Origin of the sequence: Bacillus sp. GbtcB10 (assembly GCF_019091365.1) — a bacterium.
Classification (GTDB): Bacteria; Bacillota; Bacilli; order Bacillales; family Bacillaceae; genus Bacillus; species Bacillus altitudinis.
In genome coordinates, this window is sequence record NZ_JAGXJP010000003.1 from 714,386 (window position 1) to 737,030 (window position 22,645).

Genomic DNA, 22,645 nt, shown 5'->3' on the forward strand with positions numbered 1-22,645 from the left:
TCTTCACTATATGAAGAGCAGGTGGGCTGTGTGTCAGTCTACACCTTGCTGAAAAAAGAATGTTTTTTATCGTATGCATGGCAAAAAGGAAGCATGCTGACGGCTTACCTTTATGAAGGGCGTTTTTGGCAGGTCACACAAAAATGAGTGCCGCGCCCTCCCACCACTGTTTTCTCTATGATACTGCCGCACGTCTGGCAAGGTTCTCCCCGCCGGTCATATACAAGAAGCTGTAATTGAAAAGTCCCAATATCACCTTGTGAATTGATGTAGGAACGAATGGTGCTACCTCCTGCATCAACAGCCACTTGAAGCGTGTCAATAATATGTTTGTGGAGCACCTTGCAAGATGCAAGACTTAGCTGATTCGCTTTTGTTTCTGGATGAATGCCTGATTTAAACAGCACTTCATCTACATAAATATTACCGAGGCCTACCACGATTTTTTGATCAAGTAAAGCCGTTTTGACCACGCGGGAGGTTTTCTTTAATTGCTCCCATAAATAGTCTGGTGTAAATGAATCTGAAAAAGGTTCATACCCCAGCTGTGATAGCGGAAGTTCTTTTTCTTCTTCGCCTGGCTGAAATAGATGCATCGTCCCAAATTTACGGACATCATGGTACCGAAGTTCGGTACCATCTGTGAACGTAAAGACGACGTGTACATGTTTATCATAAGGCTCACCAGTTTCATGTACACGGTATTTCCCTTCCATTCTTAAATGGGAGACCATCACATAGTGGTCTAAATGAAAGAGTAGAAACTTCCCTCTTCTTTCAATGGTTTGAATGGTTTCTCCTACCATCCTTCTAGCGAACTCTTCCGGTTCCCCAGGACGTTTGATGATATTTGGCCATTTGATATCGACCGTTTCAATCGTTTTTCCTTTGACTAACCGCTGAAGAGTGCGCCGGACGGTCTCAACCTCTGGTAATTCCGGCATGCTCCTCGCTCCTTTTTTCTCTCTTTATTCTTTATTTTGCGTCGTACCAAGATGGACCTGAAGCGAAATCGACTTTTAGCGGCACATCGAGCTGAAGTGCGCTTTCCATGACTTCAGGGACGATTTTTTCTAATATGGCGATTTCTTCTTTTGGCGCTTCAAAGATCAGTTCATCGTGCACTTGCAATAACAGATTTGCCTGCAGATTCTCTTCTTTTAACTTTCGTGCCATATCAATCATCGCTTTTTTGATGATATCGGCAGCACTGCCTTGGATCGGTGTGTTCATTGCCGTTCTTTCCGCAAAACTTTTCACATTAAAATTACGGCTTGTGATATCTGGGATATATCGTCTGCGTTTAAGAAGCGTGGTCACATACCCTTTTTGTTTTGCTTCCTGCACGATGTCCTCCATATAGGTTTTCACGCCTTTAAAGCTTGTTAAATAACGTTCAATGAAGGCCGCTGCATCTTTTCTTGTAATCCCAAGGTTTTGAGACAGTCCATAATCACTAATTCCATATACGATTCCGAAGTTGACAGCTTTGGCCTGTCTTCTCATAGAGGAAGTCACTTCTTCTTCTGACACATGGAACACATCCATGGCTGTTTTCGTGTGAATATCCATATCTTGCGTAAAGGCTTCAATCAAGTTCTCATCTTGAGAAATGTGCGCGAGTACACGCAGCTCAATTTGAGAATAATCAGCCGCAAACATGAGCCAGCCTTCTTTTGACGGGACGAACGCTTGACGAATCTTTCGGCCTTCTTCTAAACGAATCGGGATGTTTTGAAGGTTTGGATCTGTTGAGCTTAGTCTTCCTGTTTGTGTAAGTGCCTGATTAAATCTTGTGTGCACTTTATGCGTATCTTTGCGCGTCACTTTCATTAAGCCTTCCACATAAGTGGATTGCAGCTTTCCTATTTGACGGTAATGCAGAATGGACCGAATAATTTCGTGCTTGTCTTCAAGCTTTTCAAGGACATCCGCAGACGTAGAGTAGCCTGTTTTGGTCTTTTTGATAATGGGCAGTCCTAATTTTTCAAATAAAATCACACCAAGTTGCTTCGGTGAATTGATGTTAAATGTTTCTCCTGCTAACCGATGAATGGTTTCTTCATATTCCTTCAGCTTCTTCGTGAGTTCTTCACCCATTTTCTGAAGGCGTTCAACATCCACTTTTACCCCAAGAGATTCCATTTCACCTAAGATGAGGGCAAGTGGCAACTCTAAATCTTCATACAGCTCATGCTGATCATTTTTTTCTAACGCTTCAAGGGTCAAATCATGCAGCGCTGAGATCGCTGCTGCTTTTCTTCCAAGATGGTCTTTTAGCTCTTCTTCAGGTGGAATTGCCTGTTTCGCTCCTTTTCCGTATACTTTTTCATCGGAAAGGGCTATGTTCAGGCCATATTCCTTCGCCACACTTGCAACGTCCTCATAGGATTTCTGCGGATTGACCACATAGGAAGCGAGCAGGACATCGTTATCGACACCTTTAAGATCAACATCATGCCATCTGAGCGCAACAACCGCTCTTTTGGAATCAAAGACCCATTTCTTCTTCGTTTCATCCTGTACCCATTGTTTAAACGCTTCAGATTGCAGAGCATCTTCTTTTGTCATAAAAAATGCACCATTCTCATTATGGATCGCAAACCCTATCAAATCGGCTTCGTGATAATTGTCTCCTAGCTGTTCTACCACAAGTGCAGCGTGATCTGTCAGCATGTCCTCCGTGACATCTGTCATTTTCTTCACGTCTAGTTCGTCTATTTCTACTGGTTCATCTGATTCTGGCGCTTCTCCTAAACGCTCTAGCAGTGTTTGAAAGCCCAGTTCTTTATAAAGCGAGATGACCTGCTCCATGTGAGGACCTTCATAGGCGAGCTCTTTGCTTGATACATCTATTGGTGCTTCTACGAGAATCGTCGCCAGCTTTTTACTCATCACCGCTTGTTCTTTATATTCTTCAAGCTTTTCTTTTAGCTTTTTCCCGCTGACTTCGTCAATATGATCAAGCAGATTTTCAACCGTTTCAAACTGCTTTAGTAATTTGATCGCTGTTTTTTCACCGACACCAGGCACGCCCGGGATATTGTCTGATGAGTCTCCCATCAGCCCTTTCATGTCGATGATTTGATCTGGCCTGAGTCCGTATTTCTCTTCAATATGTGCCGGTGTGTAATATTCTACTTCTGTGATCCCTTTTTTCGTAATGGCTACTGTTGTATGGTCTGTTGAAAGCTGCGTTAAGTCTTTATCTCCTGAGAAGATTTTGACCTCAAAGCCGTCCTTTTCTGCCTCTACAGCCAGTGTGCCGATAATGTCATCTGCCTCGTATTGCGGAAGCTCGTACCTTTTCACTTGATAAGCATCTAATAGCTCACGGATGAACGGCATTTGTTCTGATAGTTCTGGCGGAGTTTTTTGTCTTCCGCCTTTATATTCCTTAAAGGTCTCGTGACGGAAGGTGGTTTTACCCGCATCAAATGCTACGAGCATATGAGTCGGCTTCTCGTCTTCCAGCATCTTCATTAAGATCATCGCAAAGCCATAAATGGCATTTGTATGTACGCCTTTATCATTTGATAATAGCGGTAAAGCAAAAAAAGCTCGATAAGCGAGACTGTTTCCATCCACAAGTACTAATTTCTTTTGATCTGTCATCTTTTAATCCTCCATCGACTGAGCCGGCTCAGCCGTCTCTTTCGCACATTGTATGTTCATTTTATCAAAGTTTATTTTGAAAAGAAAATAGACGAGCCTGCATAAAAAAGGGACGAAAACAACAAGTGTTTTCGTCCTTCCAAAATTGGCTCCTTGGATGAAGGGGTTCCTATTCATCCTACCAATGATTGATTAACAAAACATGAATTCATTGTAAAGATCATGTAAATTTTAACGCCACTTTCCATTCTTCTCTATTTTGACTTTAAACTCACGGTAAACGTCGTTCCTTTGCCTTGTTTGCTATGAACAGAAATCGTTCCTTCATGTGCTTCGACAAGGTGTTTGACAATGGCAAGACCAAGCCCTGTACCGCCTGAGTTTCTACTTCTATCTTTATCAATTCGATAAAATCTCTCGAATATTCTTGGAATTTCACTCTTTTTCATACCGATCCCTGTATCTGTTACATCAAATTCATAGCTGTCTTTCCTCTGTCTTGCTGTGATCGTGACACTTCCTCCCTCTGGTGTATAGGTGAGGGCATTATTGATCAGGTTGAGGAAAATTTGTTTTAATCTCAGCGGATCTGCCATGACATAGACCGGCTCTTTCGGGACACGCACTTGTAGGTCAATGCCTTTTTCAGCAGCCTTTTGTTTTAGCAGCACTTCAATCTCTTGAATGATTTCTGTCGCATTGGCTTCTTGAATATTCAGCTTAAAATGCTGCTGTTCAATTTTCGAGAGATCAAGTAAGTCTTGGATGAGCGTTTCTAAACGAATACTCTCTTTTAGGATGATGGACAAAAATTGTGTCAGCGCTTCTTTGTCGTCAATAGCACCATCCAGAAGTGTTTCAGAAAAGCCTTTGATGGACGTGATCGGTGTCTTTAATTCATGTGACACGTTAGCGACAAAGTCTTTTCGCATCTGTTCTAGTTGCTTTGTTTCTGTCACATCATGAAAGACAAGAACAATCCCTTTCCATTCATCGTCTGTACTTAAGATCGGGACACCATCGACTTGGAAATAACGGCGCTCGATGTCAACAGCGAGACGTAAAAACTTTCGGACCTTGGTTTCTGTCATGAAAATTTCGTCTATTAACTCAATAATCTCTTCATGGGTAAAGGCTTCATGATACAGCTTGTGCATGTAAATATGCTTTTGCACTTTGAATTGCTTGCGGAATGTTCGATTGACTAAGTGAATATAGCCCATTTTATCAATCAAAATAATCCCCGCTCCGATGTTTTCAATGACTGTTTGCAGACGATCTCGCTGCATTTCGCCAGCGCTTGTCATGTCTTGAAGACTTTCTGCCAGACGTTTCATTGATGTATTGAGTTCACTTGTTTCAATGATCAGCTCTTCATAGTTATTTGTATCATAGTTCCCTCGTTCAAGCTGTTTGGCCACCTTTGTGGCATAATCAATCGGCTTTACATACTTCATCGACATGCGATAGCCAAAGAAGACGATGATAATGATGGCCGAACCAAGACAAAAGGCTAATGCAAGCCAGAGCTGGCCGTCAATCTCATTCAAAGGCTCGAATGAAGCATGAAGAAATAAATATCCCGCCGGTTCGTTTTGTTTCATCATTGGAACTGCATAATGAAACAGCGCATCCTTCTCATCCTCAATGAACGTTCCTTTTGTTTGGAGCTGCTCACTTTTCAGTGTGTTTAAAATGACAGCCCTTTGTTCTGCTTGACCCGTTGTATGTATGATATTCCCCTTCACGTCCACAATCGACGCATTCATATCGAGATGCTGCTTTGCTTGATTGAGAATCTTCTTGTTTTGCTCCGCGTTCAAATCTTCCACATTCATTGAAGAAAGGAGAAAACTCGATTCCTTTTCCATTCGTTCGGTTAATTTTGTTTCATAGAAAATATGAAACATATGATCCAAGAAAAGACCAAGCGCAACAAACACAATAAACAGGAGAAAAATGAGCCCAGAAAAAAGGCGGGTTCTCACTTTACTCATTTGGCTTTGGCTCCTCCAATTTGTAGCCTAAGCCTCGAATGGTTTTAATATATGTTGGTTTTTTCGTGTTCTTTTCAATTTTGTCCCGCAAGTGGCTGATATGCACATCCACAATACGAGTATCACCTGCAAAGTCATAATTCCAAACCGCACTTAACAATAGATCACGCGTCAAGACACGGCCTTTATGCTTAGCCAAATAAAGAAGCAGTTCAAATTCCTTTGGCGTGAGCTCTAGACGTTCTTCTTGGAAATAGACTTCGTAATGTTCAGGTAAAATGCGCAGGTCTCCAATTTTGATTTGGTCTGCAATGATCTCTTCCTTCTCTTCTTGCACGGGAGCCGGCTGAGATTGCTGTGCTCTTCTCAAAATGGCTTTTACCCGAGCACCCACTTCTCTAGGACTGAAAGGTTTTGTCATGTAATCATCGGCTCCAAGTTCAAGACCGAGCACCTTATCAAACTCATCGTCCTTTGCTGTCAGCATTAAAATAGGGAACATCATTTTTTGAATTCTCAGTTGTTTGCACACTTCAATGCCGTCCATTTTCGGAAGCATTAAATCAAGCACAATTAGATCAGGCTGTTCACTTGCTGCTTTTTCAAGCGCTTCTTCTCCGTCTCTTGCTGTGACGACATCGTAGCCCGCCCTTTCAAGGTTATAGCTTAGAAGTGTTACAATTGATTCTTCATCATCCACAACTAATATTTTTTTATTCATGTTGTGCCTCCAATTAGTGATTTCCCCTGCATCCGGTTTTTTGTATCTTATGTGAAAAGCGAGAAGTCATGCTTTCTCTTTCATTTTAACGAAAGCTTAACAAGAGAACAATTTAAAATTTCGACAAGATTGGTTTTGTAAACAAAAAGAAGACTCCTCATACGAGAAGCCTTCTTTTTTATTCATATTAAGACAATACTTTCATGACGTTCTTTACAGATTCAACAGAACGGTCAAGCTGACTTCTTTCTTCTTCTGTCAGCTCAAGCTCGATGATCTGCTCAAGGCCGTTTCCACCTACGATTGTTGGAACTCCAAGGTAAATGCCTTCGTAGCCATATTCACCTTCAAGGTATGCAATCGTCGGCATGACGCGGCGTTGATCTTTTAAGATCGCCTCAACCATTTCAACGAGTGAAGCAGCAGGTGCATAATACGCACTACCGTTACCTAATAGGTTGACGATTTCACCGCCGCCTTTTCTTGTTCTTTCAACAATTGCATCAATTCGCTCTTTAGGAATTAATGTTTCCAGCGGGATACCGCCTGCATAAGAGTAACGTACAAGAGGAACCATGTCGTCCCCATGTCCGCCAAGAACAAAGCCCGTCACATCTTTCACAGATAGGTTTAATTCTTGAGCAACGAACGTACGGAAACGTGCTGTATCAAGAATTCCTGATTGTCCGATGACTTTTTCTTTTGGTAATCCTGATTCTTTATAAACTGCATATGTCATTGCATCAACAGGGTTTGTTAACACAACAATGATCGCTTCTGGAGAATATTTAACGATTTCACGTGTCACACTGCGCATGATTTTTTCATTTGTTGACACGAGGTCGTCACGGCTCATTCCCGGCTTTCTTGCAATTCCTGCCGTAATGACCACGACATCAGAACCGGCTGTATCTTCGTAGTTAGAAGTTCCTGTAATATTCGCATCGAAGCCTTGAACAGGGCTTGCTTCCAGCATGTCAAGTGCTTTCCCTTTTGTCGGGTTCTCAAGCTGAGGGATATCCACTAATACGACATCCGCTAATTCTTTTTGAGCTGTTAGAAATGCTGTAGTTGCTCCAGTAAAGCCTGCTCCGATGACAGATACTTTTTTACGCTTGTTTGCCATTTCCTTTTTCCCCTTTAACTTTAAAGTTTAAGAATCAAGACAAGTTTTTGATGAGCTCGTCAGCAAACTCAGAACATTTCACTTCTGTTGCACCGTCCATTAATCTAGCAAAATCGTACGTGACGACTTTAGATGCAATTGTTTTTTCAACAGATTGAATCACTAGATCAGCAGCTTCTTGCCATCCAAGGTGCTCAAGTAAAAGCACGCCTGATAGAAGAACAGAAGATGGATTCACTTTATCAAGACCAGCATATTTCGGTGCTGTTCCGTGAGTCGCTTCAAAAATAGCGTGTCCTGTTTCGTAGTTGATGTTTGCACCAGGTGCGATACCAATTCCACCAACTTGTGCTGCAAGTGCATCAGAGATGTAGTCTCCGTTTAAGTTCATTGTTGCGACAACATCGAACTCAGCTGGACGAGTTAAAATTTGTTGAAGGAAAATATCTGCAATGCTGTCTTTGACAATGATTTTGCCAGCAGCTTCTGCTTCACTTTGCGCTTTGTTTGCCGCATCTTTTCCATCTTGTTCTACAATACGATCATATTGTGCCCATGTAAAGACTTTGTCGCCAAACTCTTTTTCAGCCACTTCGTAGCCCCAGTTTTTGAAGGCTCCTTCTGTAAATTTCATGATGTTTCCTTTGTGAACAAGTGTCACAGATTTACGGCCTTGGTCAATCGCATATTGGATCGCTGCTCTGACAAGACGAGATGTTCCTTCTTCAGAAACTGGTTTGATTCCGATACCTGATGTTTCTGGGAAACGGATTTTATTCACACCTAATTCGTTTTTCAAGAAGTCGATTAACTTCTTCACTTCGTCTGATCCTTTTGCATACTCGATTCCTGCATAGATATCTTCAGTGTTTTCACGGAAGATGACCATGTCTGTGTCTTCTGGACGTTTCACAGGAGATGGTACGCCTTGGAACCAGCGAACTGGACGTAAGCATGTGAATAAATCAAGCTCTTGTCTTAGTGCCACGTTCAATGAACGAATTCCTCCGCCAATTGGTGTTGTCAGTGGTCCTTTGATCGCGATTAAATATTCACGAATGTCTTCAAGTGTTTGCTCTGGAAGCCACTCGCCCGTTTTATTATAAGCTTTTTCACCTGCATATACTTCTTTCCAAGTGATTTGCTTTTCACCTTTATATGCTTTTTCTACAGCTGCTTCAAGAACTCTTGATGCTGCTTTCCAAATGTCAGGACCGATTCCGTCCCCTTCGATAAACGGGATAATTGGATTATTTGGTACATTCAATACGCCGCCAGTAACTGTAATTTTTTCGCCTTGTGACAATGATATTACCTCCCAGGTTATGTAGTGAATATTTGAAACTTCCAAGCTTGATGTCTGCAAGCCAAGAAGTTTTTCACGTGATTCGTTTTTTGTTGATATGGAGGCTGATTGGTTTAGATGGATCAGCCTCCGCTATTCTATAAACATTAGTCTCTTTCACTGATCGGAACAAACGTTTGAAGATCAGGTCCAATATAGTCAGCTCTTGGACGGATCAGACGGTTGTTGTCATATTGCTCTAAAATGTGAGCAATCCATCCAGAGAATCGGCTGATCACGAAAATTGGTGTAAACAAGTCATGATCAATCCCAAGACTGTGATAGACAGAAGCAGAATAAAAATCAACATTTGGTGGAAGATTTTTCTCTGATGTCACGATTTCCTCTGCGCGTACAGACATTTCATACCATTTTGGCTCGCCTGTGAGATTTGTTAAGCGCTGGCTCATTTCTTTTAAATGTTTTGCACGCGGGTCACCCTGGCGGTAAACGCGGTGGCCAAAGCCCATAATTTTCTCTTTCTTCTCTAGCTTACCATGAATATAGGAATCTACGTTTTCAACTTCGCCAATTTCTGAGAGCATCTTCATTACGCCTTCATTCGCGCCGCCATGAAGTGGTCCTTTCAATGCGCCGATAGCTGCTGTTACACCAGAGTAGATATCTGATAGTGTAGCAACACATACACGTGCTGTAAATGTCGATGCGTTTAATTCGTGATCCGCATGTAGAATGAGCGCTTTATCAATCGCTTCAATTTCTACTGGTGAAGGCTCTTCGCCGTTTAGCATATATAAGAAGTTTGCAGCATAGCTGTATTCTTCTTTTGGCTGTACAGGCTCAAGTCCCTTTCGAATACGTGAGAATGCAGCTACAAGTCCAGAAATTTTCGCTTGTAAGCGAATGGCTTTTCTGTAATTTGCTTCTTTGTCCATAATCTCTGATTCGTCATCAAGTAAACCTAATAAGGATACCGCTGTACGAATCGCAGACATTGGATGAACCCCATCCAGCGAATAAGATTTAAAGTGCTCAATGATCTCTTGCGGAATATGAGCATTTTCATTGAGCTGCTGCTTTAACTCGCTTAGCTCCTGCTCATTCGGCAGCTTTAAGTGCCATAACAGGTAGACAATTTCTTCGAAAGTCGCTTTTTCAGTTAAATCATCGATATTGTACCCTACATAAGTAAGAGTATCATCAATAATTGAGCTTACGGATGAAGTTGTTGCCACGATACCTTCAAGACCTCTTGTTGCTGTCATGTTCAATCTCCCCTTTTTAAAAAGATTCCCCTTCGTTGCAAAATTCTCGCTTTTTGAAAGCGCTATCCAACCAAAATAGGCTGGCAGGTTTAGAAAAGAAAATGCTTACATTTACCTATACGGTTAGAGCGCTTTTAGCCTCATATCTCGTGTTTGATCAATGAGTTCAAAATTAAGCCTATTCCCATTATAAACAATAATCAGACATTTGTTAAATGTTTAACTATAATTTTTTTTGATATTTTTTTTTCCAGCCTTCCGGTTCGGGCATGGAATAAAGGGATTTTGCTTCTTTTAATATATTTAATTATGTTTTTTTGCAAAAGCTCACGTCAGAAAAAATATCAAAAGAAAGTGGCATGAGCCACTCTCTTTTTAACCGCTGAAAAATTTCACTGCTTGCATCGCTAAATAGGCAATTCCAGCACCAATCAGCGGGCCAACAGCCACACCTTTGAATAAGCTGACTGCCAAAATCGTACCGAATACAAGTGCTGCGGTGATATGCGGATCGTTTTCGAGTAGCACAATGCCGTTTTTTGCAATTAATGCTACTAATATACCCGCTCCGAGTGCAATCCAAGCATAAGAGGATTTCATTGCTTCTCCAAGCTGTTTAAATCCAATGTCCCCTGTTGCGATCGGTACAAGCACTGCGATCGTGATGACCGTCACACCCCAATTGATACCTTTTGATTGCAGAACCGGGAAAATTTTTTGATCTAATCCAATGAGTTTAATCGCAATCAGCACAGAAACCGCTAAAATTAACGAATTGTTCTTCGCTATGAGTGCAATGACGAGTAAAAGAATTAAAAATAAATTGGCTTGAGTGAACATATGCCGCCCCTTCCTTTCTTTTTATTGCGACCTTTTCATATTACTAATCTTTTTGAATAAAATGAAGTATCGGACATGCTTGTTTTTTGGAGGGGATTGTGTGAATCACACGTATGTGGCCATTTTTTTGCGAAGTTTGATGATTTTCAGCATCGCCGTTTGTGCGGTTGTTTTTTTATATCAGTCTTTTCCGTTTTTATATCCATTTTGGATTGCATTTGCCGTGTCGTGTTTGATTCATCCAGCCGTATGTAAAATCGAAAACATGACCGGGATGCCAAGAGGTTTTGTTGTCATCATTGTGCTATTACTCTTTTTAGTGGTAGCAGCCGGATTCATGACACTTTTAGTAGCGGAAATCATTTCAGGAAGTGCTTATTTAGCAAAGGTACTTCCAGGTCATCTTGACCAAATGATTGGGATCGTGGAACGTTTTTTCACAGATCAGATTTTGCCTTTATATCATGATTTGACTGCTCAATTTAATACTCTTCAAGCAGGTCAAAAGGAATCGATTTTAGGACAAATCCAAGCACTTGGTGACGAAGCAGCGGCAAAAATCGGGACTTTCCTTTCAAAAACTCTTGAATTCATTCCAGCTTTTTTAGGTCTTTTGCCTGATGCAGCAGCGACGCTTTTATTTTCCGCACTAGCGACTTTTTTTATCACAAAAGATTGGTTTACGTTAAAAAAATATGGTTCTCGTATCTTTCCCGCCAAATGGATGCTTCATACACGTGCCATTTTATCTGAAATCAAAAAAGCCATTTCTGGCTTTATGAAAGCCCAGCTTCTCCTTGTTGCCATGACCATTGGTATCGTGCTGATTGGACTTTTCATCTTAAAGGTCGAGCATGCGATTGTGATCGCTCTATGTATTGGTCTAGTTGATTTACTTCCTTACATCGGCAGTGGCACGGTTTTTCTTCCGTGGATCATTTACTCCGCCATGACAGGAAATCTTTCACTCGCCATTGGACTGGGCATTTTGTATATTGTGGTGCTCATTCAAAGACAAATATCAGAGCCAAAAGTCTTAAGTAAATCAATCGGTCTTAATCCTTTAGCAACACTCGTGGCACTGTTTGTCGGGTTAAAATGCTTTGGTTTTCTTGGACTTGCACTCGGTCCCGCTTCTCTTGTCGTTTGGCAGGCGTTTCGTAATGCAGGGGTTTTCAGAGACCTTTATCAGTACATTCGGTATGGTGCGCAAAAGTAAAAGAGACCTGATGCGAAGGTCTCTTTAGCGTATAATCGTATAGCGTTTGCGATTGGACATGTTTCTAAGCCAGCGCTCAAAGAGCGGTTTGATCCGTTTTCTTGTCATGGGAATGAGCAGAACAGCCCCAATCAGATCAGAAAGGAATCCAGGTATGAGCAGCAGCAAACCACCGATCAGAATGCAGAAGCCATCGACAATGGTGGCCCCTGGCATTTTGCCATATTGTAAATCTCGCTGCACTTTCTGAAATGCTTCTATTCCTTGTTTTCTTGCAAAGTAAGCACCTAGTGCACTTGTCAGCACAATGACTAGCATCGTTGGTAAAATACCAATGATGTTACTTGAGATTAAAAATAAACTAATTTCAACTGCTGGGAACAGAATCAATAATAGTAGAAAATATTTTTTCAAGCCATATCACCTCATGGGGTCTCTTTCATCGAAAGCTGTTTACTTTTTTTAGTGTAACATAAAAAAAGAGAGGAGTCAGATAACTCCCCTCGTGTGTGATTTAAAGGACGCTTGCACGGCCTTTGTAGATCGCTCCGCGTGCTGGATCTACTGTAATCTCTTCGCCTTCTTTTAGAAGTGTTGTGGCACTGTCGAGACCAACAATGACTGGAATGCCAAGACTGAGCCCAACGACTGCTGCATGGCTTGTTAAACCGCCTTCTTCCGTGATAAGGGCAGACGCTTTTTCTAAAGCACCCATCATATCACGATCTGTGCAGTTTGCGACAAGAATCGCACCATCGTACATTTTTTCCTCTGCTTCTTTTCCGCTCTGTGCAATAACAACCGGTCCAAATGCAGATTTGCGGCCAATTCCTTGACCCTTCGCAATGATGTCACCGACAACATACACTTTCATTAAGTTGGTTGTACCTGTTTCACCAACTGGCACACCAGCTGTAATCACGATTAAATCACCATGTCTTACATAGCCTGTTTCAATTGACTTTTCTACTGCATTCTCAAGCATTTCATCAGTAGATGTCGTTTTTGAACCGCTCTTTGCAAATACACCGAATACGAGTGAAAGTTTTCTTGCCACTGATTCGTTTGCTGTGACTGCTACGATTGGTGCTTTTGGTCTATATTTTGAAATCATTCTTGCAGTATGACCACTCTCAGTAGGTGTCACAATCGCTGCCACATCAAGCTTCATAGCTGTGTGCGCAACAGATTGACCGATCGCATCTGTAATGCTGACCTCTACTTCTTCGCTTCTGCGAGAAAGGATTGCTTTATAGTTAAGTGCTTCCTCTGAACGTGAGGCAATGTTGTGCATTGTTTGCACAGCTTCAACTGGATATGTTCCTGCTGCTGTTTCACCAGATAGCATGATCGCATCTGTACCATCAAAAATAGCATTTGCCACGTCACTTGCTTCTGCACGAGTTGGACGCGGGTTACGCTGCATGCTGTCCAGCATTTGAGTTGCTGTGATGACAGGCTTGCCTAAACGGTTGCATTTTTTGATCAGCATTTTTTGAACAAGTGGTACTTCTTCTGCCGGAATCTCTACACCAAGATCTCCACGCGCGACCATCAGTCCATCTGATACCTCAAGGATTTCATCGATGTTATCAACGCCCTCTTGGTTTTCAATCTTCGGAATGATTTGAATGTCAGCTGCGTTGTTCTTTTCAAGCAGCTCACGAATTTCAAGAACATCAGAAGCTCGTCTCACAAAAGAAGCTGCGATGAAATCGACACCTTGTTCAATTCCGAACAGAATATCATTGGCATCCTTTTCTGTAATACCCGGCAAGTTCACACTCACACCCGGTACGTTGACACCTTTTTTGTTTTTCAGTGTGCCTGTATTCATTACTTTTGTGACGATTTCTTTTCGGTCCTTATTTAACTCTTTTACTTCTAGACCAATCAGACCATCATCTAATAAAATGGTTGAGCCCACTTCTACATCATGAATTAAATCTTCGTACGTCACACTGATTTTTTCAGTGTTTCCCACAATGTCTTCCATACTCACGATAAGATCAGCACCAGCAACTAACTCAATTGAGCCGTTTTCAACTGTACGTGTACGGATCTCTGGACCTTTTGTATCAAGAAGGATCGCAATGTCCTTGCCTAAAGTTTTACCTGCTTTGCGAATGTTTTCAATACGTGCACCATGCTCTTCAAAATCTCCATGAGAGAAGTTTAGTCTGGCTACATTCATTCCTGCTTCAATCAATTCAGTCAGCTTTTCAATGCTTTCACTTGCTGGACCGATTGTACAAACGATTTTTGTCTTTCTCATTACTGTTCCTCCTAAGGTCTTCTCGTTTTATATAGAGAGCTCTTGTGAAAGTCGGTACATATTTTGATCGACTGTATGCTTTTTATCTAAGATGTCTAAAATATCGTGATGAACGAGTTCGTTGCTTTGAATGCCTACACAGCGTCCGCCTCTTCCTTCAAGAAGAAGTTCTACTGCATACGCTCCTAAGCGACTTGCGAGCACTCGGTCAAACGCACTTGGAGAACCTCCACGCTGAATATGTCCTAAGACAGATACACGCGTTTCAAGGCTTGTCTCCTCTTCAATTCTCTTACCAAATTCGACACCGCTGCCTACGCCTTCTGCGACGATGATGATACTGTGCTTCTTGCCGCGCTCATGTCCTCTTCTCAATCTGGCAATAATTTCGTCCATGTCATAGTCTGCTTCAGGAATCAAAATCGATTCAGCTCCGCCTGCAAGACCTGACCAAAGGGCAATATCCCCCGCATGTCTTCCCATTACTTCCACTACGTATGTACGTTCATGAGATGTGGCTGTATCACGAATTTTATCAATGGCATCAATGACTGTATTTAGTGCTGTATCAAAGCCAATAGTGAAATCAGTACCTGGAATGTCATTGTCAATCGTGCCGGGAACACCTACACATGGAAAACCGAGCTCTGTTAATTTTTTCGCTCCCATGAATGAGCCATCTCCACCGATGACAACAAGTCCTTCAATACCGAATTTTTTTAAGTTCTCAATCCCTTTTTCACGACCTTCAACTGTCTTGAATTCAGGACATCTTGCCGTGTAAAGTTTTGTTCCTCCACGATGAATGATATCGCCTACTGAACCTATTTCGAGTTTCTCAATTTTACCGTTAATTAGACCTGAATATCCATTATAAATACCGTAAACTTCTACATTATGGTAAATTGCTTTCCTTACAACTGCGCGCACAGCTGCATTCATTCCTGGGGAATCCCCACCGCTCGTTAAAACTCCTATACGCTTCATCTTTTTCACCTCAGAGACCATATATGAATTAAACATACCATTTCCACTGCTTGAAAACAATCATGAGCAAAACCGGATGTTTTCAATACGAATTTCTAAAACCGTACTTATTATACAATTAAATAAAATGTTTTTAAACAAAAGTTAAGAAAGTCTTGAAAGCACTTTGTTCAAAAAACAGTTGTTTCAAGTCCTCTAAACCTTGTCAAATCAACGTTTTCAGACGTTTCAAATTTTATGAAAACAAAAGAAAATTATTTTCAAATAGCGCTTACATCAGATCGTTTTGATGAAAAAAGACGAAAAAAATAAACGCCAGCCAAAAGGCTGTACGTTTATTTAGTTTACCCCAATATATTGATTTTCAATCGATACTTTGCCGATTGCTTTGTATTTTTGATATCTTTGTTCGACTAATTCTTCAGGCGATTGTTTGAGCAAAGATGTAAGTGACTGTTTTAATGTTTTTTCAATGTAGGCTGCTTGTTGTTTCACGTCTCGGTGTGCTCCACCTTGCACTTCTTTAATAACATCATCTATAATATCTAATTCTTTTAGGTCTGGAGCGGTAATTTTCATTGATTCTGCAGCTTTTTTTGCAAGTGATGAGTCCTTCCAGAGCAGTGCTGCTGCACCTTCAGGTGAAATCACTGAATATGTTGAGTTCTCTAGCATAAATAGGTGGTTTCCTACGCCTAAGCCTAGTGCTCCGCCACTTCCGCCTTCTCCAATGACAATACAGACAACCGGTACACGAAGTCCTGCCATTTCGAAAAGGTTTTTCGCAATTGCTTCACTTTGCCCGCGTTCTTCAGCTGCTTTACCAGGATAAGCTCCTTTTGTATCAATAAAGCAAATGATTGGACGATTAAATTTATCTGCTTGTTTCATCAAGCGCAATGCTTTACGGTAACCTTCTGGATGCGGCATCCCGAAATTACGGCGCAAGTTTTCTTTTGTGTCTTTTCCGCGCTGATGACCAATGACTGTGACAGGAAGTCCTTTAAACGTGGCAATTCCTCCAACGATGGCTTCATCGTCACCATAAAAACGATCACCGTGACATTCGAAAAAGTGATCAAACAGCTCTTGAATGTAATCGAGAGTTGTTGGGCGCATCGCATGACGAGCAATTTGCACTCTGTCCCACGGCTTTAAATTTGTATAAATGTCTGTTTCAAGCTTACTCAGACGTGTTTCAAGGCGCTCAATTTCCGCACTTAAATCCATCTCTGAGTTTTGTGTGAACTTTTTCAATTCATCAATTTTCGCTCGAAGTTCAATGACAGGTTTTTCAAATTCTAGTTCTCCAGCCACTCTCGTTCACCTCCTGTGCTGTGTAATGCTAAGATTTGGCCTAATGTTTCTTTCATTTCTGCACGGTGAATCACAGCATCTAGCTGACCATGCTTCATTAAAAATTCAGCCGTTTGGAAGTCCTCTGGTAGGTCTTCACGAATGGTTTGTTCAATGATTCTGCGACCAGCAAAACCAATTAATGCACCAGGCTCTGCAAAGTTGTAATCACCGAGAGACGCGAAACTAGCTGATACACCGCCAGTTGTCGGATTGGTCATCACAGAGATAATCAGACCTTGATCCTCGCTGAACAGCTTTAATGCTGAACTTGTTTTTGCCATCTGCATCAGACTAAGAATCCCCTCTTGCATTCTTGCTCCTCCAGATGCAGTGAAGATGATAAATGGCACCTTGTCCGCTTTTGCTTTCTCAATAGCTAGTGTAATCTTTTCACCAACGACCGAGCCCATGCTGCCCATACGGAACGTGGCATCCATGACAGCAATGACAGCACTTTGACCTTTAATTTCACCTTTTCCTGTCACGATGGCTTCATTCAAAGATGTTTTTTCTCTGTCTTTCTCAAGCTTTTCTTCGTAGCCTGGGAAACCGAGCGGGTTCTCAGAAATGAGGTGACCGTTAAATTCTTCAAATGTGCCTTCGTCTACAAGGCTTTCAATACGTTGTTTTGCATTCATTTGCAAATGTCTGCCGCAATTCATGCAAACACGTAAATTTTTATCTAGTTCTTTGGTGAGCATTATTTTTTTACATTGCGGACATTTGGTCATGATGCCTTCAGGCACATCTTGACTTGCCTGTTCAGAGGGTACAGATGCATATTTTTTCTTTTTACTGAAAATATTCTTGATTGACAAATGACTACCTCCCTTTTTGAAGGGTTTTTTCTTTACACGCACATCCACTATTATAGGACATGTCATAACTGTACCGAAACTATTGTACTTTTTTTGTCAAACGCTGTCATCCTTCATTCAATTTTTTCAGTGGGGAATTGATGAGAAATGAGTATAGGTTTGGGGCGCTGAGTAGTTGGTATATGTGAATTGTGAACGTCTACAAAAAAATCTCATTTAGGATGAAAAAAATTTCGTGAAAGAGAGGAAATGGTGCACGTTTTTCCTCCAAATTCAGAAAAAACGTGCACACTTTTCCAATTCGATTACTCGCCGATAATCGTTAATTTTCTTGTTTTTTCTGCAACAGCTTCTGGGTCTACTTTGATTCTTGAAACGCCCGTTTCCATTGCTGCTTTTGCCACTGCTTTGGCTACCGCTGGCGCTACTCGTGCATCAAATGGTGCAGGGATAACGTATTCCGCTGACAATTCTTCATCTGATACAAGGGAAGCAATCGCTTCAACAGCTGCAATTTTCATTTCTTCGTTAATGTGTGTCGCACGTACATCAAGCGCCCCGCGGAAAATACCAGGGAATGCAAGGACGTTGTTCACTTGGTTCGGGAAGTCAGAACGGCCAGTTCCTACAACACTTGCACCTGCTGCATGTGCATCTTCTGGCATGATCTCTGGGTTTGGATTAGCCATTGCGAAGATGACCGGATCTTTTGCCATTTTCCCAACCATTTCTTTAGTTAAAGCACCTGCTACTGAAACGCCGATAAAGACATCTGCGCCTTCAATCACTTCTTCTAAAGAACCTTCTTTACGATCTTGGTTCGTGAATTTAGCTACTTCATTTTTCACTGCATTCATACCATTCGGACGACCTTCATAAATAGCGCCTTTTGTATCACACATGATGATATCACGTACACCGAAATGATAAAGAAGTTTGATAATCGCAATTCCTGCTGCTCCAGCGCCGTTTGCAACCACTTTAATTGAAGACATTGATTTTCCAGACAGCTTCAGTGCATTCACAAGTCCTGCCACTGTTACAATCGCTGTCCCGTGCTGATCATCGTGGAAAACAGGAATGTTTGTCTCTTTTTTCAAACGCTCTTCAATGATAAAGCAGTTTGGTGCTGCAATATCTTCAAGGTTCACGCCGCCAAACGTCGGCTCAAGAAGCTTCACTGTTTCAACGATTTTGTCTACATCGTTTGTTGCAAGTGCGATTGGGAATGCATCAACACCTGCAAAGCTTTTGAATAATACAGCTTTTCCTTCCATTACTGGAAGAGATGCTTCTGCCCCAATGTTTCCAAGCCCTAACACAGCACTTCCGTCTGTGACAACAGCAACCATATTGCCTTTCATTGTATAATCATACACTTTGCTTGTGTCGTCATAAATATCTTTACATGGCTCTGCCACACCTGGTGAGTAAGCCAAGCTCAAGTCTTTCGCATTTTTCACTTGTACCTTTGATTTTGATTCGAGTTTGCCTTGATTCTCTTTGTGCATATGTAATGCTTCTTCTCTTAATGACATGTGATGAACACTCCTTCAAGTGGAAAATGATTTAATGAATTGCTAAGTTGATAAGCACATACTTGGCAGTTTAAATACACAGAATCTTTAAAATGATAACACAATAGGTGAAATTGTAAAACATATTCAGACGATTTGTCATCATTTAATCACAACGTTTTGTTCACCGAGCAGCTCTTTTAACTGGAAAATCACCGCATGATCTGCATGAACTTTGTATGCATCTGGAAGTCTCATCGTCTTTTTTTGCTTTTCATAATACAAATAGACATCTGCTTCTCCGCTGTGCATGGAGATCACTCGTTTCACTTGTTCTAGCAGCTCCTGCGTATGGTTCTCTTCTTTGACTCGAATGTAGACAGATTCTTTTCTTTTAGAGCCCATCTCTTCCAGTAGAACAGCTTCTTGCACGATGATTTGACTGCTCTCATTTCTGACATCTATTCTGCCTTCAACATAAAGCATTGCGCCCTCCTCAAGTAAGGGGGACAGCTTTCTAAATTGCTCTGGAAAGACGACACCTTCCATTTCTCCCGTTTCATCCCCGAATGTGACAAATGCCATCGATTGTCCATTTTTTGTCCGAATCGATTTCACCTTTGTCAAAAGACCACCCATTGAGATCTTTCGCTTTATATAGGAAGAAAGTCTGATGATTTCCACTGCACCATTCTCTCTCAAACGATCTCGATACGCTTGTACTGGGTGATTTGATAAATATAACCCGAGTGCTTCTTTCTCAAATTGCAAGAGATCGACAAGCGGCATTTCTTCTATCTCCGCATATTTTAACTCAAGTGGGAAGGTTGTATCCCCAAGAAAGTCCAGCTGATCCTCAGGTGTTAAAAATGACACATGGTCTAACGCAATATCTATCGATGCTAATAACGAAGCACGATTTGGATGAAGCTCATCCATTGCCCCTGAGAAAATAAGGGCTTCAATCGTTTTTCGGTTGACACTCTTTGTTGATACCCTTGCGCAAAAATCAAATAAATCTTCAAATGGCTTTTCCTGTCTTGCTCTGTATATATCCTTTACAGCTGACACTCCGACATTTTTGATCGCTCTTAAGCTGTAGCGGATCTCCCCTTTTTCAACCGTGAATGGAAATTCGCTCTTATTAATAGAAGGCTTCAACACAGATATCCCTTTTTCCTTTGCCTCATAGAAATATTGAGCCACTTTGTCTTCATTTCCAATCACACTCGTTAAAAGACCGCACATAAAATATAACGGATAATGCGCTTTTAAATAAGCAAGCTGAAAGCCGATCATGCTATATGCAACAGCATGGCTTCTATTAAAACCATAGTTTGCAAATTTGACGATTAGGTCATAAACGTCATTTGCAATGTTAACAGGATACTCCTTTTTTAGGCATCCTTCAACAAAATGGCTTCGCTCTTCATCAAGCACCTTTTTATCTTTCTTTGAAACGGCTCTTCTTAGTAAATCAGCCTCGCCCAGCTTAAAGCCTGCCATCTTTGCTGCAATCAGCATGATTTGCTCCTGATAGACGATAACCCCATATGTATCCTTTAAGATGTCATACAAATCTGGATGCGGGTAGGAGACTTTCACTCTGCCATGCTTTCGGTCGATAAAGAGCGGGATATTCTCCATCGGACCCGGGCGGTATAAGGCATTGACAGCCACGATATCTTCTAGACTAGAAGGTTTCAGTCGTCTCAGCACCTGACGCATACCTTGTGATTCGAGCTGGAAAATCCCCGTTGTATCTCCCGCTGATAACAAATCAAACGTTTTCTGATCTTCATATGAAATGTCACTAAAGTTAATGTGGACGTTTTCCTGTCTTTCAATCTGGTTTTTAATGGATTCAATTAATGTTAAGTTTCTCAAACCTAAAAAATCCATTTTTAAAAGACCGAGATCTTCTAAATAATTCATCGCATATTGCGTCAAATACACTCCATCATGGCCTTCTTGAATAGGCACGACTTGTGTGAGCGGCTCCTCACTTAGGACAACGCCGGCTGCATGTGTTGATGTATGTCTTGGTAATCCTTCTACCTTTAAAGCGGTTTGAAACACTCTTTGCAGCTCTTCAGATTGCTGGAGCAATGTTTTTAATTCTGAGGAGACTGTCACCGCTTCTTTCAGTGTCGTCCCTGGCTTTGATGGGATGAGCTTTGCAAGGCGGTCTGCTGCTTTTGAATCAATTCCCATCACACGTCCGACATCTCTTAAAGCTGCCTTTGCGGCAAGTGTTCCAAACGTGACAATTTGCGCCACATGCATATCCCCATATTTGTCTTTTACATATGAAATGATTTCATCTCTTCTCGTGTCAGGAAAATCGATATCTATATCTGGCATGCTGATTCGTTCAGGATTTAAAAAACGCTCAAATAAAAGCCCGTGACGGATCGGATCGACATCTGTAATAAACAGAACATACGCAACTAAAGAGCCTGCTGCTGATCCCCTGCCAGGACCTGTGACAATGCCATGATCATGAGCATACTTCATAAAATCCCACACAATGAGGAAATAATCACTGAAATTCATTTTTTGAATGATGCTCAGCTCATACTCAAGCCTTTTGATATATGTGTCATTTGAAGCAATCTGTCTTCGTTTCATGCCTTCTTGGCACACTCTTCGTAAAAATTGATCAGCGGTTGATTGATCAGGTGTCGGATAGGTTGGCAGTTTCGTCTGACCAAGATTTAAATCGACCTCGCAGCGGTTTGCAATCTCAACCGTTCTTGCCAGCAATTCAGGATCATCACCATACCACTTCATCATTTCTTCGATCGATCTGAAATGCTTGTCTCCTTGGTCTTCCTCAATTTCTGATAACTGCTGGCTTGCTTTAATGGCTTTTAAACATGTATATGCGGTTTTGTCCTCTTGATGGATATAGTGGACGTCACCTGTTGCCACAAGCGGGATGTTCGCCCTTTTTGAGAGTTCCCTGAGCTTATGAGACAGCTCTTCGTCCTGCTGAAACGGCTGAACGGCTAAATACACATGTTCCTCACCAAAAAGATCTTTTAAATGGCTGGCTGCATCCCTTGCTTCATCTAGCTGATCATGTTGCAGCAGCGTTTCAATATAGCCGGATACGCCTGGTGTGATGGCAATAAGGCCATGATGATAGGCTTTCAGCCATTTCTCTTTCAGGCCGGTTTTTGACTTTGATTTCAAGACACTGCTAATTTTGATCAAGTTTTGATAGCCTTCATTGTTTTTGGCAAGGAGGATCAAAGGATAAGCCTCTGTCTCTTGTTCATCTATGAAGACAGAAGCTGTTAAACCGATAATCGGTTTGATGCCATGCGTTTTACATTCCTTATAAAATTCAACCGTTCCATACATCACATGGTCATCGGTAAGAGCGAGCGCTTGATAGCCAAGTTCTTTCGCCTTTAATACGAGCTCCTTGACCTTCGCTGCACTGCTCAACAAGCTGTATCCACTGTGGACCTGAAGATGAACATAGGACATGCTTAATCCACTCCTTTCGTCTAAATTCATTCTTTCATTATAAAACGCGATGCGGTGAGAAACAAATGTTCTTTCTTTTCCGCTCGTTCATACTTGTCCAGC

The 22,645-nt window shown here is 41.6% G+C and carries 16 protein-coding genes; 1 reads left to right on the plus strand and 15 read right to left on the minus strand.

What is annotated here, in order from left to right:
- Positions 1-110: 110 nt before the first annotated feature.
- The 8 genes from mutM to KVT11_RS13935 all read right to left on the minus strand — a co-directional run bounded on the left by mutM (position 111) and on the right by KVT11_RS13935 (position 10,870).
- A complete protein-coding gene (mutM, locus tag KVT11_RS13900) occupies positions 111-944 on the minus strand; it encodes a DNA-formamidopyrimidine glycosylase (protein WP_007501686.1) in 834 nt (277 codons plus the stop codon).
- Positions 945-975: 31 nt separating this feature from the next.
- Positions 976-3,615 (minus strand): DNA polymerase I, encoded by a 2,640-nt coding sequence (gene polA, locus KVT11_RS13905; RefSeq protein WP_116307253.1) that lies wholly within the window; start codon positions 3,613-3,615, stop codon positions 976-978.
- 254 nt (positions 3,616-3,869) lie between these two features.
- Positions 3,870-5,612: a two-component system histidine kinase PnpS gene (pnpS, locus tag KVT11_RS13910; protein WP_116307255.1), complete on the minus strand. Its 1,743-nt coding sequence runs from the start codon at positions 5,610-5,612 to the stop codon at positions 3,870-3,872.
- Positions 5,605-6,333: a response regulator transcription factor gene (locus KVT11_RS13915; RefSeq protein ID WP_007501691.1), complete on the minus strand. Its 729-nt coding sequence runs from the start codon at positions 6,331-6,333 to the stop codon at positions 5,605-5,607. The genes pnpS and KVT11_RS13915 overlap by 8 nt, the downstream gene beginning before the upstream one ends.
- 187 nt (positions 6,334-6,520) lie before the next feature.
- Positions 6,521-7,459 (minus strand): malate dehydrogenase, encoded by a 939-nt coding sequence (gene mdh / locus KVT11_RS13920; RefSeq protein ID WP_007501693.1) that lies wholly within the window; start codon positions 7,457-7,459, stop codon positions 6,521-6,523.
- A gap of 34 nt (positions 7,460-7,493) precedes the next feature.
- Entirely contained in the window at positions 7,494-8,765 is a 1,272-nt protein-coding gene (icd, locus tag KVT11_RS13925; RefSeq protein WP_008346060.1) for an NADP-dependent isocitrate dehydrogenase, read from the minus strand.
- A gap of 146 nt (positions 8,766-8,911) precedes the next feature.
- The gene (gene citZ / locus KVT11_RS13930; protein ID WP_008346063.1) at positions 8,912-10,030 is read right to left on the minus strand and encodes a citrate synthase; all 1,119 of its coding nucleotides are present in this window, start codon (positions 10,028-10,030) and stop codon (positions 8,912-8,914) included.
- Between the two features lie 375 nt (positions 10,031-10,405).
- Complete coding sequence (locus KVT11_RS13935; RefSeq protein WP_017367832.1) at positions 10,406-10,870, minus strand: DUF441 domain-containing protein; 465 nt, start codon at positions 10,868-10,870, stop codon at positions 10,406-10,408.
- 100 nt (positions 10,871-10,970) lie between these two features.
- Here KVT11_RS13935 and ytvI point away from each other — a divergent pair, with 100 nt between their 5' ends.
- On the plus strand, positions 10,971-12,089 hold the full coding sequence (gene ytvI, locus KVT11_RS13940; RefSeq protein WP_008346068.1) for a sporulation integral membrane protein YtvI: 1,119 nt from the start codon (positions 10,971-10,973) through the stop codon (positions 12,087-12,089).
- Positions 12,090-12,113: 24 nt separating this feature from the next.
- On the opposite strand, the gene KVT11_RS13945 is transcribed toward ytvI, so the two are convergent.
- From KVT11_RS13945 to dnaE, 7 genes are all read right to left on the minus strand, one after another.
- Entirely contained in the window at positions 12,114-12,503 is a 390-nt protein-coding gene (locus tag KVT11_RS13945; RefSeq protein ID WP_007501703.1) for an FxsA family protein, read from the minus strand.
- Between the two features lie 100 nt (positions 12,504-12,603).
- A complete protein-coding gene (gene pyk / locus KVT11_RS13950) occupies positions 12,604-14,364 on the minus strand; it encodes a pyruvate kinase (RefSeq protein WP_008346071.1) in 1,761 nt (586 codons plus the stop codon).
- Between the two features lie 27 nt (positions 14,365-14,391).
- Positions 14,392-15,351 (minus strand): 6-phosphofructokinase, encoded by a 960-nt coding sequence (gene pfkA / locus KVT11_RS13955; RefSeq protein WP_017358271.1) that lies wholly within the window; start codon positions 15,349-15,351, stop codon positions 14,392-14,394.
- Positions 15,352-15,690: 339 nt separating this feature from the next.
- Complete coding sequence (gene accA, locus KVT11_RS13960) at positions 15,691-16,668, minus strand: acetyl-CoA carboxylase carboxyl transferase subunit alpha (protein ID WP_017358272.1); 978 nt, start codon at positions 16,666-16,668, stop codon at positions 15,691-15,693.
- Positions 16,653-17,528, minus strand: coding sequence for an acetyl-CoA carboxylase, carboxyltransferase subunit beta (accD, locus tag KVT11_RS13965; RefSeq protein ID WP_017358273.1), 876 nt, complete (start codon positions 17,526-17,528; stop codon positions 16,653-16,655). The genes accA and accD overlap by 16 nt, the downstream gene beginning before the upstream one ends.
- Positions 17,529-17,833: 305 nt before the next feature.
- Entirely contained in the window at positions 17,834-19,066 is a 1,233-nt protein-coding gene (gene ystJ / locus KVT11_RS13970) for an NADP-dependent malic enzyme (RefSeq protein ID WP_007501712.1), read from the minus strand.
- Between the two features lie 141 nt (positions 19,067-19,207).
- Positions 19,208-22,543, minus strand: coding sequence for a DNA polymerase III subunit alpha (gene dnaE / locus KVT11_RS13975; protein ID WP_116307257.1), 3,336 nt, complete (start codon positions 22,541-22,543; stop codon positions 19,208-19,210).
- Positions 22,544-22,645 lie beyond the last annotated feature (102 nt).